This window comes from Gordonia abscondita, assembly GCF_032711245.1.
In the GTDB taxonomy this organism is placed as follows: domain Bacteria; phylum Actinomycetota; class Actinomycetes; order Mycobacteriales; family Mycobacteriaceae; genus Gordonia.
In genome coordinates this window covers 2977991-2994754 of the sequence record NZ_CP128986.1, presented here as the reverse complement: position 1 = coordinate 2994754, position 16764 = coordinate 2977991, and the positions used below count along the sequence as shown (strand labels likewise).

The 16764-nt window shown below is 67.6% G+C and carries 16 protein-coding genes; 8 read left to right on the top strand and 8 right to left on the bottom strand.

Annotation, left to right across the window (positions count from 1 at the left end; all coding sequences use genetic code 11):
• Positions 1–834: an LppM family (lipo)protein gene (locus tag MP11Mi_RS14130; protein WP_420039531.1), complete on the top strand. Its 834-nt coding sequence runs from the start codon at positions 1–3 to the stop codon at positions 832–834.
• Positions 835–919: 85 nt separating this feature from the next.
• Here MP11Mi_RS14130 and MP11Mi_RS14125 read toward each other — a convergent pair whose 3' ends face one another.
• The gene (locus MP11Mi_RS14125) at positions 920–1888 is read right to left on the bottom strand and encodes a methylenetetrahydrofolate reductase (RefSeq protein WP_420039530.1); all 969 of its coding nucleotides are present in this window, start codon (positions 1886–1888) and stop codon (positions 920–922) included.
• Positions 1889–2003: 115 nt separating this feature from the next.
• Here MP11Mi_RS14125 and MP11Mi_RS14120 point away from each other — a divergent pair, with 115 nt between their 5' ends.
• From MP11Mi_RS14120 to MP11Mi_RS14105, 4 genes are read left to right on the top strand one after another with little or no spacing between them, the layout of a single operon-like run.
• Positions 2004–3110, top strand: coding sequence for a polyprenyl synthetase family protein (locus MP11Mi_RS14120; RefSeq protein ID WP_420039529.1), 1107 nt, complete (start codon positions 2004–2006; stop codon positions 3108–3110).
• Positions 3110–4627: a phytoene desaturase family protein gene (gene crtI, locus MP11Mi_RS14115; protein WP_420039528.1), complete on the top strand. Its 1518-nt coding sequence runs from the start codon at positions 3110–3112 to the stop codon at positions 4625–4627. Before MP11Mi_RS14120 ends, crtI begins: the two co-directional genes overlap by 1 nt.
• 9 nt (positions 4628–4636) lie before the next feature.
• Positions 4637–6097, top strand: a complete 1461-nt coding sequence (gene mptB, locus MP11Mi_RS14110; protein WP_420712794.1) for a polyprenol phosphomannose-dependent alpha 1,6 mannosyltransferase MptB — start codon at positions 4637–4639, stop codon at positions 6095–6097.
• Positions 6090–7016 carry a phytoene/squalene synthase family protein gene (locus MP11Mi_RS14105; RefSeq protein WP_420039526.1) on the top strand — a complete coding sequence of 309 codons (927 nt, stop codon included), beginning with the start codon at positions 6090–6092 and terminating at the stop codon, positions 7014–7016. The genes mptB and MP11Mi_RS14105 overlap by 8 nt, the downstream gene beginning before the upstream one ends.
• A gap of 7 nt (positions 7017–7023) precedes the next feature.
• On the opposite strand, the gene MP11Mi_RS14100 is transcribed toward MP11Mi_RS14105, so the two are convergent.
• The gene (locus MP11Mi_RS14100; protein WP_420039525.1) at positions 7024–7389 is read right to left on the bottom strand and encodes an Rv2175c family DNA-binding protein; all 366 of its coding nucleotides are present in this window, start codon (positions 7387–7389) and stop codon (positions 7024–7026) included.
• A 73-nt stretch (positions 7390–7462) separates the two neighbouring features.
• On the opposite strand from MP11Mi_RS14100, the gene MP11Mi_RS14095 reads away from it, so the two are divergent.
• Together MP11Mi_RS14095 and MP11Mi_RS14090 are read left to right on the top strand one after the other, a co-directional pair.
• Complete coding sequence (locus MP11Mi_RS14095) at positions 7463–8761, top strand: protein kinase domain-containing protein (RefSeq protein WP_420039524.1); 1299 nt, start codon at positions 7463–7465, stop codon at positions 8759–8761.
• A gap of 193 nt (positions 8762–8954) precedes the next feature.
• Positions 8955–9482, top strand: coding sequence for a DUF4352 domain-containing protein (locus MP11Mi_RS14090; protein WP_420039523.1), 528 nt, complete (start codon positions 8955–8957; stop codon positions 9480–9482).
• 490 nt (positions 9483–9972) lie between these two features.
• Here the strand turns inward: MP11Mi_RS14090 and MP11Mi_RS14085 are convergent, their stop codons facing one another.
• Both MP11Mi_RS14085 and MP11Mi_RS14080 read right to left on the bottom strand, forming a co-directional pair.
• Positions 9973–11367: a class II 3-deoxy-7-phosphoheptulonate synthase gene (locus tag MP11Mi_RS14085; RefSeq protein ID WP_420039522.1), complete on the bottom strand. Its 1395-nt coding sequence runs from the start codon at positions 11365–11367 to the stop codon at positions 9973–9975.
• A gap of 10 nt (positions 11368–11377) precedes the next feature.
• On the bottom strand, positions 11378–11878 hold the full coding sequence (locus MP11Mi_RS14080; protein WP_420039521.1) for a polyadenylate-specific 3'-exoribonuclease AS: 501 nt from the start codon (positions 11876–11878) through the stop codon (positions 11378–11380).
• A 41-nt stretch (positions 11879–11919) separates the two neighbouring features.
• On the opposite strand from MP11Mi_RS14080, the gene MP11Mi_RS14075 reads away from it, so the two are divergent.
• Positions 11920–13215 carry a glycosyltransferase 87 family protein gene (locus MP11Mi_RS14075; protein ID WP_420039520.1) on the top strand — a complete coding sequence of 432 codons (1296 nt, stop codon included), beginning with the start codon at positions 11920–11922 and terminating at the stop codon, positions 13213–13215.
• 23 nt (positions 13216–13238) lie between these two features.
• Here the strand turns inward: MP11Mi_RS14075 and MP11Mi_RS14070 are convergent, their stop codons facing one another.
• The 4 genes from MP11Mi_RS14070 to MP11Mi_RS14055 form a co-directional block, all read right to left on the bottom strand.
• Positions 13239–13964 carry a lysophospholipid acyltransferase family protein gene (locus MP11Mi_RS14070; protein WP_420039519.1) on the bottom strand — a complete coding sequence of 242 codons (726 nt, stop codon included), beginning with the start codon at positions 13962–13964 and terminating at the stop codon, positions 13239–13241.
• A 55-nt stretch (positions 13965–14019) separates the two neighbouring features.
• Positions 14020–15009 carry an ROK family protein gene (locus MP11Mi_RS14065; RefSeq protein ID WP_420039518.1) on the bottom strand — a complete coding sequence of 330 codons (990 nt, stop codon included), beginning with the start codon at positions 15007–15009 and terminating at the stop codon, positions 14020–14022.
• 2 nt (positions 15010–15011) lie between these two features.
• The gene (locus MP11Mi_RS14060; RefSeq protein ID WP_420039517.1) at positions 15012–15359 is read right to left on the bottom strand and encodes a hypothetical protein; all 348 of its coding nucleotides are present in this window, start codon (positions 15357–15359) and stop codon (positions 15012–15014) included.
• A 137-nt stretch (positions 15360–15496) separates the two neighbouring features.
• Positions 15497–16750 (bottom strand): ArsA family ATPase, encoded by a 1254-nt coding sequence (locus tag MP11Mi_RS14055; protein ID WP_420042108.1) that lies wholly within the window; start codon positions 16748–16750, stop codon positions 15497–15499.
• Between the last annotated feature and the right edge of the window lie 14 nt (positions 16751–16764).

The following is a 16764-nucleotide window of genomic DNA, read 5'->3' as shown; positions in this document are numbered from 1 at the left end:
GTGAAGTCACTGCGCCGCATCCGGATACTCGCTGTCGTCGCACTGCTCGCGCTGGTGCCTCTACTGTCGGGCTGCCTGACCAAGTCGACGACGGTCGGCGATCAGTTCTCCGGCCGAGTCATCGTCGTGACCAGTCCGGACTCGGGTCCGACGACCCCGGCCTTTGACATTCCCGCCTCACTGAGCGGACAAGTGTGGGCTGCCGACTTCCCGTCGAAGGACACGGCCCCCGCGCCGACCAAGACGTCCGGCGCCGACGACACCGACGACGAGGCGGGCGAGGCGAAGACCGGGCCGACCGCGGACGGCAAGACCGGGGCCCAACTCTCGTTCGACCATCTGTCGACCGGCCAGTTCGGGCAACTCGGCGCCATCATCGCGGGTGCGCTCCCCGATCCGACCGCGACCGTCGACATGAAGGTCACGCGCAGCGGAGACTTCGTGCGTCTGCGCGGGTCGACCGCGTTCGCCGAACTCGACGCGAAGACGTCGTACATCGCCATTACAGTCGATTTCGCCGGGCCGGTCGTCGCGACGAACGGTCAGCAGACCGGTGACTCGACGGTCACCTGGCTGCCCGAGCCCGGCCAGGCAACGGAGTTCAACGCCGACGCGAAGTACGCCGACCCGGCGACTGCGGCCGTCCCGAGTTGGACCTGGTTCATGCTGTTGCTGTGCGCCGCCGTGATCGCATTCATCGCCGTCGCCGCCTACAAGAACCGTGACAACAGTCCGCGCCCCGGCCGCATTCTCAAGTCCAAGCCGTTGCCCACACCGTTGCAGAAGGTGGCCGACAAGGTATCCAAGGACGAGACCGACCCCGAGAAGCCGTAGCGCGGCGCGCTCACTCGATGTGCGGCGCGGCGCGCTCACTCGATGTGCGGTGCGGTCACACGCGCTCACTCGATGTGCGGTGCGGTCACACGGGAGTGAATGCGCCTCTGGTGTCTACGCCGATCCGGTCGAGGACCTCGCTGGTGGCCTTGGCGAAATTGAGACTGCAGAAGTGCAGGCACGGCGCCCCCTCGGCGATCAACCGTTCCGACGTCTCGGTGCACAAGTCGATGCCCACAGCACGGACGGCTTCCCGATTCTCGTCCGGGCCGTCGCCCGCCGCGCGCACGAGACGTTCCTCGACGTTGTCGGGAATCCGGCTGCCTGACAGTTCGGTCATCCGGCGCGCCCCCGCGAGCGAGGTGATCGGCATGAGGCCGGGAATGATCGGCTTGGCGCCCTGCTCAGGATCTGCGGCGACGACGCGGTCGCGAAGACGCAGATAGTCTTCGACGTCGAAGAAGACCTGCGTCACCGAGTACTCGGCTCCCGCGCGGAGCTTTCGGACGAGGTTCTCGGTGTCAGCGTCCAGGTCGGGCGCCCGATGATGACCTTCGGGGAACGATGCGACGCCGGTGTGGAAGTCGCCGAGACCGCCGATCAGGTCAACCAGTTCGGACGCGTACTCAACACCCTCTGGGTGCGCGGTCCACTCGCCGAGCGGGTCGCCGGGTGGGTCGCCGCGCAGCGCGAGGAGGTTGACGATCCCTTTGTCCGCGTACGCGCCGACCAGGGCGCGCAGTTCATCGACACTGTGGTTGACGGCAGTCAGGTGGGCGATGGTCAGCAACGTGGTCTCGGTGGCTAGCTCACCTGCGATGCGGACGGTACGGTCACGGGTCGAGCCGCCCGCTCCGTAAGTCATCGAGACGAAGGCCGGGTTCATGCGCTCGAAGATCCGCACGGCGCGCCACAGCCGGGCTTCGGCGTCGGCGTCGCGGGGCGGAAAGAACTCGACGGAGAACGGCACTGGTCCGCTACGGTGCGCCGCGATCGCTTCGACGACCGATTGGCCGCTGGCGCGCGCGGGGACAGGCGTAGTTGCTTCACTCACGCCCCGATCATACGGACGCGTCCATGTCGGCTGCCCCGGCTGTCTCCCGTGACGTCGTGCCGCACGCCGCAGCCGTGCGAGCAGTCACGCGATCGGGCCCCGGTAGGCTGACCGCGTGCTGAATCTGACCGATGTGCCCGCCGCAGTCGATGCGGTCCTGGATGAGTTCTTCCAGGCCACGGGGCCGATCCTGGAGTCGATCTATCCCACGGTCGGTGACGGCGGCCGCGCACTGCGCGACTTCGTGATGACCGGAGGCAAGCGCATCCGGCCAGTGTTCGTCTACGCCGGACGACTCTGCGCCGGAGATAAAATCACGATGAGTGAAACTCCGGAGGTGCTTGCTGAGACGCTACGAGTTTGCGCGGCCATCGAATTGATCCAGGCGTGTGCGCTAGTCCACGACGACATCCTCGACCGATCGGACACTCGACGTGGCAGGCCGACCGTGCATCGCCGTTTCGAGAGGTTGCACCGGGCACGGGACTGGGATCACGACGCCGAGCATTACGGCGCCTCCGCTGCCATTCTGATCGGCGATCTGGCGCTGGCGTGGGCGGACGACCTGTTCCACGGGGTGCGGCCCGTCGCCGACACCGCTCAGCGCGAACCGCCGCGGCCGATGCCGTTCGCGGCGTCCGCCGTCTGGTCGCAGATGCGGACCGAGGTTCTGGCGGGCCAGTTCCTCGACATCACGAATGAGGCGTCGGGCGACGAGTCGGCGGTGGCGGCCGAACGCGTCATGACCTACAAGACGGCCGCGTATACGGTCGCGCGGCCGCTGGAGCTCGGTGCGACGCTTGGCGGAGGCGACGCCGCTCTACGCAGTGAGCTCCACGGGATCGGCATCGACCTCGGCATCGCGTTCCAGCTGCGCGACGATCTACTCGGCGTGTTCGGTGATCCGGAGCAGACGGGCAAACCGTCTGGTGACGACTTGGTCGCGGGCAAGCGAACCGCGCTCCTGTCCGTCGCCCTGCAGCGTGCGGACGACGATGCGGCCGCCGTACTACGTGCAAGCATCGGACGGGAACTCGACGAGACCGAGCTAGCCGTGGCTCGCAGAGTCCTCGTCGACTCCGGCGCGGTCGCCGACACTGAGCGCCAGATCACCGAGCGCCGGGATGCGGGGTTGGCGCGGATCGAGCGGCTGGACTGCGACGAGTCGGCGCGCGCCGACCTGCGCGCGCTCGCGCATCGCATCACGGTCCGGAGCCGGTGATGGGCTCACGCGTGCCCCACGTGGCGGTGATCGGCGCGGGGCTCTCCGGTCTCGCCGCCGCCGCACACCTGCGCGCGACCGGTGTGGACGTCACCGTGTTCGAGGCGTTGGACTCCCCCGGTGGACTCGTCCGCACCGAGACCGTCGACGGTCACCGATTCGACACGGGCGCAACCGTTCTCACCATGCCGTCACTGTTCGTCGACGTATTGGGGACGCTCGGCGTCGGCGAGGACGACGCGTATCGCCGTCTCGCGCTCACGCCGGTGGATCCGAGCTACGTGATGAATTACGCGGACGGCGCGTCGCTGTCGATCCCCCACGACGCGGCGGAGATACCGCCTGAGGTCGAGTCGGTTTTCGGGGCGCAGGCGGCCGACGGTGTCGCCGACCTGCTGCGGTGGCTTCGCCGTGTCTACGACGCCGAGTTCGACACGTTCATCGATCGCAACTACGACGGCCTCGCCGGTCTGACCGACGCTCACACGCGGCGGGCCGCGGCCCGACTCGTCGGCCTGCGCACGCTCGGTGGGCTCGCCGGCGCCGTCGCTCGGCACGTCGCCGACGAACGCTTGCAGCGCGCGTTCACTTTTCAAGCCCTGTACGCTGGCGTCCCGCCGCATCGGGCGCGGGCGATCTACGCGATCATCGCGGATATGGACATCGGCCGCGGCGTGTCGGCGCCCGCGGGTGGCATGGGGCGTGTCGGGCGAGTCCTCGCCGACGCACTCGTCGACAGCGGCGTCGAGATCGTCTATCGGACGCCAGTCACATCGATCAGACGCGATACGCGCGGACGAGTCACTGCAGTCGGCACCGACGACGACGTCGTGGAGGTCGACGCTGTCGTCGCGACGCTCGAACGGGACGGCGTCGCCCGACTGACCGGGGAACGGCCGCGGCGACGGCTCCGATACTCCCCTAGTGCTCTCGTCGTGCACGGCGTGCTGCCCGACGCGACGACGGCGACCTGGCGCTCTGGCCACCACACCGTCGATTTCGGTGCGGCGTGGTCGCAGACGTTCGCCGAGATCACCGCGCGCCGCGGACGCCTCATGTCCGACGGCTCGTTCCTGATCACCCGCGGTGCGGTCGGCGACCCGTCGACATTCGTCGCCGACGGGCTCGAATCGGTGTCGGTCCTGGCTCCGGCTCCGAACCTCGACTCGGCCGAGCTCGACTGGGATCGAATCGCTTGGCCGTACACCGACGAGGTCCTGGGGACGCTCGCGTCGCGCGGGTATAACGGGATCGACGGGATGCGCGTGCTCCGCGTCGACCACCCGAAGACGTGGGCGCGCACGGGACTCCCTGCGGGCACACCGTTCTCGGCGGCGCACACCGCATCGCAGACCGGGCCGTTGCGGACGGCCAACGTGTGGCGCACGAGCGAGAATCTCGTCCTGGCCGGCAGCGCGACCGTGCCCGGTGTCGGTATTCCGCCGGTCTTGGTGTCCGGCGGTCTGGCGGCCGCCCGGGTCACCGACCTGCTCCGCGGTCGAGGCGGTGGACGGTAGATGTCGTCTGTGCGCAGTCTTCTCCGCCGATACCCGGATTCGGCTCTCGGCCTGCTCGGCTCGGTCGCCGTCACCGTCGGAACGTACGGGCTGGCCGACGTCCCGCGGAACGATGCGACGCTGGAGCGCCTCGGCCTGGCGCCGATGACATACGGTCATGGCAAGACACTGTCCGGGATCGTGTTCTGGTTGGGCGTCACGTTGATGGTGATGGCGTGGGTCAGGATCGGACGCGACCGCGAAGCGATGAGCTTGCGCGCGACGTCCGCCACTGTTCTCGTCTGGGCGGCGCCGCTGGTGTTCGCGATCCCGGTCTTCAGCCGCGACGTGTACGCGTACCTCGGGCAGGCTGCGGTCCTCGCTGGTGGATTCGACCCGTACAACGACGGCCCGGCGCACGTGCCCGGCCCGATCGTCGACTCGATGGCGCAGATCTGGGCGCCGACGACGTCGCCGTACAGTCCGGCGTTCATGCTGTTGGCGCGCGGCGTCGTCGCGGTGACCGGAGAGAACGTGTTCGCCGGTGTGATGGCGTTCCGGATCGTATTGCTCCCGGGCTTGTTGTTGGCGTTGTGGGCGGTCCCGCGGATCGCCGCGCACTTCGGCGCGAGTCGGCGGTCGGGGCTCTGGTTCGCCTTGCTGAATCCGCTGCTGTTGATCCACCTGGTCGGCGGTCCGCACGGCGAGATGCTGTTGATGGGCGTGTTGGCCGCGGGCGCCGCCCTCGTGTTGAGCGGGCGGCACACGGCAGGGTTGGTCGTCTTGGGGCTCGCGGTGTCGTTGAAGGTGACGGCGGGCGTGATGGTGCCGTTCGTCGTATGGATCTGGCTCGATCATCTCCGCCGCGAGCGGACGGTCACGATGCGCGACCGGGTAGGCGTCTTCGCTGCGACGGCGGCGATTCCGGCGGCGGTGTTCGCCGCGTTCACGCTGATCCTCGGTCTCGGCTTCGGATGGTTGAACGGTCTGGCGTTCGCGAATCGGATCATCAACCCGTTCACGCTGCCCACGCTGGCCGCCCACCTGTTCGCATGGGTCGCGTCGCCGTTCCACGCATGGAACCTTCACGAGGTGTTGGGGGTCACGCGCACGATCGGGTCCGCCGTGCTCGCGGTGTCGCTCGTCTACTTCTGGTGGCGCGGACGACGCGACGAGCGGACGGCGATGGCGTTTATGTGCTGGGCGATGTTTGCGGTGCTGCTGTTGGAGCCGTCCACGCTGCCTTGGTATTACACGTGGGTCACGGTTCTCGCAGTAGCGTTCACCCTGCCGATGTGGGCGCGGCAGGTCGTCGTCGCGGCGAGCGTCGTCCTGTTGATCCTGTTCCAACCGGACGACTCGATCTTGTTCTACAAGCCATTCGAATCGCTGCTGGCGTTGGCCCTCGGCGTGCTGGCAGCGGCGTCGCTGCGCCACCGGGACCCATTGCGGTTGAACCGGTTCGGAGCTGTAATGCGCGCCCATGGGTGACGCGGCACGTGGCTTCGCGATCGCCCGAGCGCTGACGTCCGACGCCGGCCGCACCTACTATTTGGCTTCGCTGCTACTGCCCGCGCGGCGCAGGCGCGCGGTGCAGGCGCTGTACGCGTACGCCCGGATCGTCGACGACACGGTCGACGACGGCCTGCCCGCGCACCGGGCCGCCGCTCGTGTCGACCTGCTCGAAGCCGGGTTGGCGGCTGCGGTGGCCGGCTCACCCACACCGGATCGGCTGCCCGCCGACGACGCCGACATCGTGGCCGCGCTCGCCGTCGCCGTCCACGACAACGGAATCAGCATCGACACGTTCGGCGCGTTCACCCGGTCCATGCGGATGGACATTCCGGGAACCGACGTGTTCCGCAACAGATATCGGACGTTCGACGAGCTCGCCGAGTACACGTACGGGTCGGCTTCGGTGATCGGCCTCCAACTCGTCCCGGTTCTAGGCGCCGACCCCACGCTCGCCGATGGCGCGGCGCTCCTCGGTGAAGCGTTCCAGTTGACGAACTTCCTGCGTGACGTCGCCGAGGACCTGCGCCGAGACCGGATCTACCTGCCGTCCGACGAACTCGAGGCGTTCGGCGTCGACGAGGCCGCGCTGCGCGCCGACGTCGCACACGGTTCGGCTAGCCGGCCACTGCGCCGCGCCGTCGCCCATCTCATCGCGGTGAACCGCGACCAGTACCGGCGCGCCACACCGTCGATCGCGCGGTTGCCGCGTGGCAGCCGTCCCGCGATCGCTGCGGCCGCACGCTCGTACTGCGACATCCTTCGCGTCATCGAGGAGTCCGACCACGACGTCGTCGCCGCACGAGCCGTCGTGCCGACTAGGACTCGAATCGGTCACGCGGTCGCCGCACTGCCCGCCGGCTGCCGCGTTACCCGCCCGCAGTCGTACGGCTCCTAGCCTGAGGTCAGAACGCTTGAGCCTGAGCGCGACGGAGCATTTCGCGCGCCGAATGCGTGTGCAGAGCGTCCGCAGGCCGCAGCCCGAGGTCCGGCTGATCTTCGAACAGCCAAGCAAGGGCGTCATCTCGTGTGTATCCGCCGTCGAGCAGGATCGTGACGAGACCTTCGAAGTGCTTCGCGAGTCCGTCCGGACCGAAAAAGGCCCGCGGGATCACCGGCTCGCCGCCGCGCGATGCGGCGAGCAGATTGTGATCGCGAATGAGCGTACGGACCCGGTTGGTCGAGACCCGCAGCCGGTCTGCGGCCTCGTTGAGGCTCAACACCTCGGCGTCGTCGGGAAGGATGTCGATGGAAAGCGGAAGGGAACCCACGGAGGAAGACACTACCCGCCCACGACCTCAGGGTCACACGACTGCCCTTGCGTTGCGGGTAGATTCGATCACCGTGAGCACTCCCGTCGACCCGCTGATCGGCCGCGTCCTAGAACGCCGCTATCAGATCGACGCGCCGATCGCGCGCGGCGGGATGTCCGCGGTCTACGTCGGCACAGATCTGAGGCTGCACCGGCGTGTCGCGGTCAAAGTGATGGATGCACGCTACGTCGGCGATCCACAGTTCCTGCGCCGCTTCGAATTCGAGGCGCGAGCCGTCGCTGGCCTCAACCACCCCGGACTGGTCGCCGTCTACGACCAGAGCATCGACGGCGAAGTCGCGTTCCTCGTCATGGAACTCGTCCGCGGCGGCAGCATCCGGGAACTGCTCCGCGAACGCGGACCGATGCCGCCGCACGCGGTGGCCGCGATCGCTATCCCGATGCTCGGCGGCCTCGGCACCGCCCACCGCGCCGGGCTCGTACACCGCGACGTGAAACCCGAAAACGTCCTGATCTCCGATTCGGGCGACATCAAGGTCGCCGACTTCGGACTCGTCCGCGCCGTCGCCGAAGCCGGTGTCACATCGGCGAGTGTCATCCTCGGCACGGCCGCGTACCTATCTCCCGAACAGGTGTCGTCGACGGACATCGATGCGCGCAGCGACGTGTACTCGGCAGGCGTCCTCCTGTTCGAACTCCTCACCGGCCGTCAGCCGTTCAGCGGTTCCACCCAACTCGCCCTCGCCTACCAGCGCCTCTCCTATGACGTGCCCGCCCCCGGCGACATCATCGACGGGGTCCCGCCGCAGTTCGACGACATCGTGCTGCGTGCGACCGAACGCCACCCGGACGACCGATTCGTCGACAGCTTCGCCATGCAGCACGCGGTACTCGACGCCGTCGACGAACTTGGACTGCCTGCGTTCACCGTCCCAGCACCCCACCAGGCGTCGGCCCGCGTCACATCGGCGATCGCGCGCCCCGTCCAGCCACCGCAAGCACCGCGCGCAGTGGTCGGGACACGGCAGTCGACCGATCCAGACGAGTTCTACGGTGACCTCGGCCATGCAGGCGATGACTACCGGGACGACGACTATACGGACGATGAATTTTCCGACGACGACTACGGGGACGCCCCGTACTCCGACAGCCCGTACGCCGACCGCGAGTACCCGGACTACGACGAGCGTGCATTCGCTGCGCGACGGGAGCATCGAGGGACGGCACGCGCCGACACCCGCCGGGACGACGTCGCCGCACCGATTCCGCAGGCCCGCCGACTGACCGCCCTCATATGGTGTTTCCTGATCGTCGCGGCCGGGGCCGGCATCGGCGCCCTCGGTTGGGCGATCGGCGCGACACTGGCCTGAGCGACCCGGCCATCGGTTCGTCTGTTCGTAGTCCGTCGTTCATACGAATTCTGTCACGCATGTCGTTTGCGCGCCGTTTCTGTCGTACCCCGTTCGTAGCTTGATGTCCGCAAGGCACCCCGGTCTTGCTTCCACCTCTCGCTCGTGATTCCACAACGCGTGAACTCACCGGGCCCCCGTAGAAGGACACCTCATGCTTTCCTCCCCCAAGTTCTCGCTGCGCAGCGCCGCTGTGGCCGCCGTAGCGGCCGTCGCCCTCGTCGCGACCATCGCATCCGGCGAAGAGGACACCGCCGAGAAAGTCGACGGTGAAACAGGTACCCAGCAGACGGCCGACTTCGCCGTCGGTGACACCGTCAAACTCGGCGACTGGCAGGTAAAGGTGCACGGCGTCCAGGACCCCTACATCTCGCAGAACGAGTTCATCACGCCGGACGCAGGCAACCGCTACGTGGTCGTCGACACTGAGGTCACGAACAAAAGCGACTCGTCTCAGGTCGTGTCGTCCGTGATGTGTTTCGAACTGCGCGACGAGACGAACCGCTCGTACGACGTCACGATTACCGACAACGTGGACACCTCGCTCGACGGCGACGTATCGGCAGACACCTCACGTCGCGGAAGTCTGTCATACGAAGTTCCCGAGACTTCGAAGGAGTTGCAGCTGCAGTTCAAGTGCGACCTGTTCGGCTCCGGCTCGGCGCTGATCAACCTGTCGTGACCGCCGCCCCTGCATCAGACAGCGCGGGCGACCTGCTGCTGAACCGGTTGGGCGGTCGCAGCGGTCGCCGTCCTGCTCCTGAACGATCACCTGCTGAAGTGGCGTTTCGGCGGGATCCTGACGGGCAAGTTGTCCGACATCGTCGGCGTCTTCGTTCTGCCATTGCTGACGCTCGCGATCGTCGAGGTCGTGCTGGCGCTGCACCGTCGCCCGTGGCGCAGCGGTCGGCGCGATGTGCTGGCCCACATCGCCATTGTCGGGATCGGATTCGCGATGGTGAAGTCGATCCCGGCGGTCGGCGACGCCTACGAGTTCGCGGTCGGACTGCTCCGGTCCATCGCGACCGGATCGTTGGACGCCGTCACACCGATCACCGTCTACCGGGACCTGACTGACATCGTTGTCCTGCCCGTTCTGGTCGGGACCTACCTGGTGGCGATGCGCGCACGGCCAGGTGACAGGCCGCCAACATCCATCCCGCCGCGGTCGCCTATCCGCGCAGCATCTCGGCGACCAGGAACGCCAATTCCAACGACTGCTGGGTGTTCAGGCGAGGGTCGCAGGCGGTCTCGTAGCGACCTTCGAGGTCGAGATCGGAGATGTCCTGCGCTCCACCGAGGCATTCGGTGACGTCTTCACCGGTCAATTCGATGTGGACGCCGCCCGGATGGGTGCCCAGCGCGCGATGCACCTCGAAGAACCCCTGCACTTCGTCGACGACACGGTCGAAGTGGCGGGTCTTGAAACCGGTCGACGCGGTGTGCGTGTTGCCGTGCATCGGGTCGCACTGCCAGATCACCTTGTGGCCGGTCGCTTCGACAGCCTGCACGATCGCCGGGAGCACGTCGCGTACCTTGCCGTTACCCATGCGCGACACCAACGTCAACCGCCCCGGGCGGTTGTCGGGGTCGAGGAGCTCGACGTACTCGACGGCCTGCTCGGGCGTCGTCGTCGGCCCGATCTTCATGCCGATCGGATTACTGATGAGCTTCGCCAGCGCCACGTGTGCACCGTCGAGCTGGCGGGTGCGCTCGCCAATCCACAGGAAGTGCGCCGACAGGTCGTACAGGACCTGCTCGTCACCGCCGCGCGGATCGTCGGCCAGACGCAGCATCGCGCGTTCGTAGTCGAGGACGAGCGCCTCGTGAGAGGCGAAGATGGACGCCGACTCGAGACTCGAGTCGGTGACGCCGCACGCGTCCATGAATTTGAGGCCGCGATCGATCTCCGCGGCCAACGCCTCGTAGCGAGCGCCCGCCGGTGAGGTGCGGACGAATTCGCGGTTCCAGTCGTGCACGCGCGCCAGCCGCGCCTCGGCTCCGGTGAGCGCACGCACCAAGTTCATCGCGGCGGACGCGTTCGCGTACGCGCGGACCAGCCGCGACGGGTCGTGGACGCGCGAAGCCTCGTCGGCGGCCAACGAATTCACCATGTCGCCGCGGTACGACAGGAGGCCGAGCGCGTCCTTGTCGGACGAACGCGGTTTGGCGTATTGCCCGGCAATACGGGCCACCTTGACCACCGGCAGGCTCGCGCCGTAGGTGAGGACGACGGCCATCTGCAGCAGCGTCCGAATGTTTCCCTTGATGTGCGGTTCCGTGTTTGCCGCGAACGTCTCCGCGCAGTCCCCGCCCTGAAGCAGGAACGCCCGACCGTGCGCCACCTCGGCGAGTTGACCAGCGAGGTTCTCGACTTCGGTCGGCATGCAGATCGGCGGAACGCTCTCCAGGACCGTGCGCATCTTCCGCGCTTCTTCGGCAGGCCAGTTGGGTTGCTGGAGCGCGGGGCGTGCGAGCACGTCCTCGAACCGGGCGGCCAACGAGCCGGGCAACGGCGGCAGTTCGGGAAGTTCTTCGAGCGGTACGTCTACGGTCCAGTTCACCACGCTATTGAGCCTATCCTGCGTCGTCGGCGGCCGAGCGCGCCGCCTCGATCGAATGCCACTTGTTCAGGTTGTGCCGCGCATCGGCCAGCGCGTCGTGCGCATCCTTCGGCGCGCGCGGCAGTTTGGGCGAGCCAGCCGCCTCCCAGTGCTGCCGCAGCTCCCTGGTGAAGCGAGGCATGTTCCGCGGCAGTTCCGTCATCGGCCCCCACAACTGGCACAAGACGACGTGATCGTAGGCCGCCACCCATGCCCACAGCTCGATGCGTCCCTCGCCCGCGGTGAGGAACTCGTGCAGGTCGTCGCGGATCGCACGCCGTGACTTCCAGGCCTTATCGGCGGGCGACGGAAGTTTGTCCAGCACATTGACCCGCACCCAGCTGCCGGCCCGACCGGGGTCGAACTCGGTGGAGCATGCATAGAACTCGCGGCCGTCCTCGGCGACGACCCCGATTGACACCAGTTCGATCGTCGTCCCGTCCTCGATGAACTCTGTGTCGTAGAAGTAGCGCACGGGGTGAAGGTTAGCGCGGACCGTGAGTCCATAATCGTCCTATGCCCTCTTCGACCCGCGCCGCCGAAGCCGTGTTGCGCCAGTGGCGGCCCGGGCCGGTGGTGTCCGTGCTCGCCGCACTCGCGTTCGTCGCGTCGTCCACACTGCAGATCGCAGGTGTCCCATTCACCTCCAGTTGGGGGACGCGGACCCGCTTCGACATGGACGTGTACCGCCTCGGCGGCCAACTCTGGCATCAAGGGTTCAGCCTGTACGCCGACGGGTCGCTGCCATTCACGCAGGACGGGATCTGGCTGCCGTTCACCTATCCCCCGTTCGCGGCGCTGCTCTTCACACCGCTTGGCGAACTGTCGTTGGTGGTGACGAGTATCGGCGTGTCGATCGTGACCGCCGTCCTGCTCGTGTACGTGACCACACTCACGCTGCGCGTGCTGGGGGTCGGCGATCGCACGAACCGGTGGCAGATCTCACTTCTCGCGTCGACGGCCACGGTGTGGTTCAACCCGTTCTGGATGACGCTCGGCTTCGGCCAGATCAACATGGTGTTGATGGCGCTGATCATGGTGGACATCTTCGTCGTCGGGCGGCACGGCCGCGCCGGCACCGCGGTGCAGGGCGTCCTGGTGGGTATCGCGGCGGCGGTCAAGTTGACGCCGTTGGTGTTCTTGGGCGTGTTTCTGGCGGCGGGCCGCGTCCGCGCCGCCGTGGTCGGCGTCGCGACGTTCGTGGCAGCCGCGTTCATCGGCTGGTTGTGGATACCCGACGATTCGGTGACGTACTGGACCGACACGCTCTTCCACACCGGTCGTATCGGCGAGCCGGAGGGGCGAATCAACCAGAACCTCAACGCACTGTGGTTGCGACTGTTCGACGACGGCGGCTCCACCGCGTCGATCCTGTGGCTGGTGACGAGTCTGCTCGTCACGATCCCCGCCGTCTACGCGGTGCTCGCGGCGCGTCCACGTGACGCGTTCGCGCCGGGCCCGATCGGCGGGCGCGTTGACGCGATGGTCGTGGCGTGCAGCGTCGCGGTCTGGGGCCTGCTCGTCTCGCCCACCACGTGGGCGCACCACTGGGTGTGGTGTGTCCCGGCCATCGCTACGTGCCTGGTGTTCGTGTCACGAACCGGCGACCGACGGGTCGCGACCGTGTATGGCGTCCTCGCGGGCGTCGGAGCCGTCATCTTCGCGGTCGGCCCGTTCCAGCTCCTCCCGCCGATCCAAGACGGTTGGGCATGGTGGCAGCACATCGTCGGCAACACATATCCGGTGTGGGGCATCGCGCTGCTCTTCGCGTTCTGGCGGATGCCGTACCGGACAAGCGTGACCGCGGCCTGAACCTGTCGGCCCGACCCAGCGGGTCAGGCTGCCGGCTGGTCGGGGCCCATGATGTCTTCGGCCTTCGTGTAGGTGCCATCCTCGTTCTTGAGTTTCGCCGCATAGATGTCGACGTACTGCTGGCCGCTGAGCCGCATCAGCGCATACATGATCTCGTCGGTGACCGCACGTTCGATGAAACGATTGCCCGCCATGCCCTCGTAGCGCGAGAAGTCAAGCGGCTCACCGACTTTCAACGTGATCCGAGTGGGACGCGGCAGGATGGTTCCGGGCGGGTTGATGCGGTCGGTGCCGATCATCGCGACCGGGATCACCGGGTTGCCTGTCTCCAATGCCATGCGGGCGAGACCGGTCTTCCCTTTGTAGAGGCGACCGTCCGGCGATCGAGTGCCCTCCGGGTACAGGCACAGCAGTCCGCCACTACTGAGGACTCGCCTACCCGCCGACAATGCGTTCGCGGCAGCGCTCGCCCCGGACCGGTCGATGGGAATCTGTCCGGACGAGGAGAAGAACCACTTCTGGAACCGCCCCTTGAGGCCGGAACCAGTGAAGTACTCCGACTTGGCGAGGAAGTAGATCCGCCTGTGCGCCATGAGCGGCAGATAGAAGCTGTCGACGACCGCGAGATGATTGGACGCGATGAGCGCCGACCCGCTCGTCGGGATGTTGTCGTGCCCTTCGATGCGCGGGCGTCCCATGAGCCGCAACGCGGGCCCCATCAGTACGTACTTGAAGAGGAAGTACCACATTTGTGTTGCCGTGTTCCCTTCTATCCGGAGCCGCGCGGCCCGACGGACACGTGGATCATTTTACTTCGCCGCCAGCACGCGCCGCGGTCAGTCCTTGCCTTGCCACCTCGGCGGCTCCGATGACACCCGCCGTCTCCCCCAGCTGGGTGCCCCGGATCCGAGCGAGTTGCCGGTGGCCCGCGCCGGTGACCGACGCGGTGTAGTGCTCGCGGGCGTCGTCGAGGAACAGTCCCGATGCGGCTCCGACACCGCCTGCGAGAACAATGAGGTCCGGGTCGAAGACGTCGGCAATCATGCCGAGGCCGATGCCCAGCCAGCGAGCGAGATCCGTATACGCGGCGACCGCGACCGGATCTCCGTCGGCGGCCGCCGCCGCAACCCGACGACCAGTGAGGGAACCGGGGTCCGCATCCGATTCGGCAGCCAGCACGCTGCGCGGAAAGCGTTGCGAAGCAAGGATTTCGACGGCCGTGTCGACGAGCGCGGTACCGCTGCAGTAGCGCTCCCAGCAGCCGCGTTTGCCGCACCCGCACGGCCGCCCGTCGGGGACTACCGTCAGATGCCCTAGTTCGGGGGCGACGCCAAAGCTCCCTCGGTAGATCTCCCCGCCAAGAAGCAGACCGGCGCCGATGCCGGTGCCGATGGCCAGGACGAGAGTGTTGTGGCCGCGGGCAGCCGCCCCGAAATGGAGTTCGGCGACGGCCGCCGCGTTCGCGTCGTGCTCGGCGAACACCGGTATGCCGATGCGGGCTGCCATGTCGTCGGCGACCGCGGCCTCCTGCCACGCCAGGTGTGGCGAAAAGCGTACGAGCCGACGGTCAGGGGTCAAGAATCCGGCGATCGCCAACCCGACTGCGTCGATCGCCCACCGGTCACGCAGTTCGCCGACGAGCCGGTCGAGGCAGTGTTCCAACGCTTCGGTCGTCGCCGGGGTCGCAGTCCGCAGGGTGTCGAGGATCCGTCCAGTCGAGTCGACCACACACGCCCGGACACTCGTTCCGCCGATATCGATGCCGACGGTCAGATTCGATCCGGTCTGTTCCACGTCTACCGCCCCGGGGTCGCGATCTGTACCGGGATCGACTCGAACCCGGTCGGTGTGCCCGTCGGACTCGCCGGAGCCGAGCGCAACATCTCAGCGACGGCCTCAAGGACGGTAATGAACGCAGTGAGAATACGTGCCAGGAGATCACCGAACTCGGCCACGAGGGTGCCCAGTTCGCCGAAAAGATCGGGCATCGCGCCGGAACGCAACGCCGACGCCGCCTCGCCCTGCCCGCCGCCGATCAGCGCGGCCAACTGGTCGATTGTTGTCGCGAATCCGAGGAGCAGTTCCTGCACCGGGTCGCCGTTCGTGGCGTCACCGGCGCGGTGATCGCGCTCGTGGTCGGACATCTCGGCGACTCCTGTCACGTGGTCGGTTAGCGGACAGTCGGTTGGCGGACACGGGAACAACGAACGATACCGGGCGCTTCGGCGTCCACCAACGGTGGAGGTAGGCGACCATGTGAGGAAATCCTACTGGTCGCGCCTCACTCGGGCGGATCCTGTTCGATGGTTTCGGCAGGCGATGACGATCCCGGTCGGCCGGTGTTCCGCCGGTCCGCGGGCCACACCGCGGCGTCCGGGGTGAACCGCACACTCAGCGCGCCGTCTGCCCAGTCTGCGCCGACCACGCGGCAGCGACGCAGCACCGACGGGAGCCGCACCGGGTGCCGGAATCCGGCGACTGCGACGAGCAAGTCGTCGCCCGACCTGCCAAGGCGGAGCCGTTCCGGTTCGGGCATGCTCTGCCGCCACTTGAGTTCGAACACGGTGTCGACGCCGTCCCCGGAGAGTTTCGCCACGGACAGCGCACCGCTCCCATATGGGCGGCCGCTTGGTGCGGGGACCGGGACCGACACTTTGCGGATCCGGGAAAGCCGGTCCAGCACTCCGGCAGACGCGATCTCCTGCACCCGCACGTCATCGAGGTCGCCGAGGAGCCCGCGCACCGTCGCTGCGGTTGCCGCCGTCGACCTGTCCCGGTCGCCCGCACTGACTAGCACGGACCGCAACGGCAGCGCGGTCAGTTCAGCGATGGCCACTTGGTCGGCGACGGCTCTGCGCCCACGTTCAGTCGGGTCGATGACGAGGTGAGCGGCCACCGAGTGCGGGTCGGTGAATAGGTCGGCGAGGTCTCGGCAGTCGCGGTCGATGCCTTCCACCGCGGCCGACAGCTGCGCGAGTACGGGCTTCTCCCCGGCCTGTGCGAGTCGTTTGGCACGGGGCCACATCCGTTCGATCGCAGCGGACAGGACGGTCGGCGCGCGCAACAATGTGAACGGGTCCCCGACCCCTGAAAAGTCGACGACGATCCGCCGCCACCGGCCGGATGTCGCCGCGTCGCGGACACGACGCAGCAGCAAAAACTCGGCCGCACCGGGCAGATTGGTGAGTTCCCCGGGCGCGATGGACGCGAGGGTTCCTACCACCGGCAACGCGCTCCGTCCCGCAGTGAGTGCGGTGAGGGCTGCGGTGAACTCGGCCCACGCCTGCTCGATGACATCGAGGTGCTCCACATGCAGGAGGTCGACGCCCGAAGTCACCGGCACCGGTTCACCCGGCACCCGGTACACGCCCAGCCAGGACGGCATCGGTGAACGTGCATCGAGCGTGATCAGCAGGGTGTCGCGCTGCTGACCGGCGATCGGCAGCACCGCACCGCGTTGGGACGCCGGCACTCCCGTGAGCGCGGCCGCCGCGGCCAGCACGGAGACGCCCGAGCCACCGGGCCCGAGCACCAGATGGATGTCAGCGA

What these genes read in the sequence shown, in the direction of transcription:
- crtI (WP_420039528.1), top strand. Translation starts at nt 3,110, where the DNA reads ATGGGCTCACGCGTGCCCCACGTGGCGGTGATCGGCGCGGGGCTCTCC.
- MP11Mi_RS14070 (WP_420039519.1), bottom strand. Translation starts at nt 13,964, where the DNA reads ATGTGGTACTTCCTCTTCAAGTACGTACTGATGGGGCCCGCGTTGCGG.
- MP11Mi_RS14060 (WP_420039517.1), bottom strand. Translation starts at nt 15,359, where the DNA reads ATGTCCGACCACGAGCGCGATCACCGCGCCGGTGACGCCACGAACGGC.
- MP11Mi_RS14105 (WP_420039526.1), top strand. Translation starts at nt 6,090, where the DNA reads ATGGGTGACGCGGCACGTGGCTTCGCGATCGCCCGAGCGCTGACGTCC.
- MP11Mi_RS14075 (WP_420039520.1), top strand. Translation starts at nt 11,920, where the DNA reads ATGCCCTCTTCGACCCGCGCCGCCGAAGCCGTGTTGCGCCAGTGGCGG.
- MP11Mi_RS14090 (WP_420039523.1), top strand. Translation starts at nt 8,955, where the DNA reads ATGCTTTCCTCCCCCAAGTTCTCGCTGCGCAGCGCCGCTGTGGCCGCC.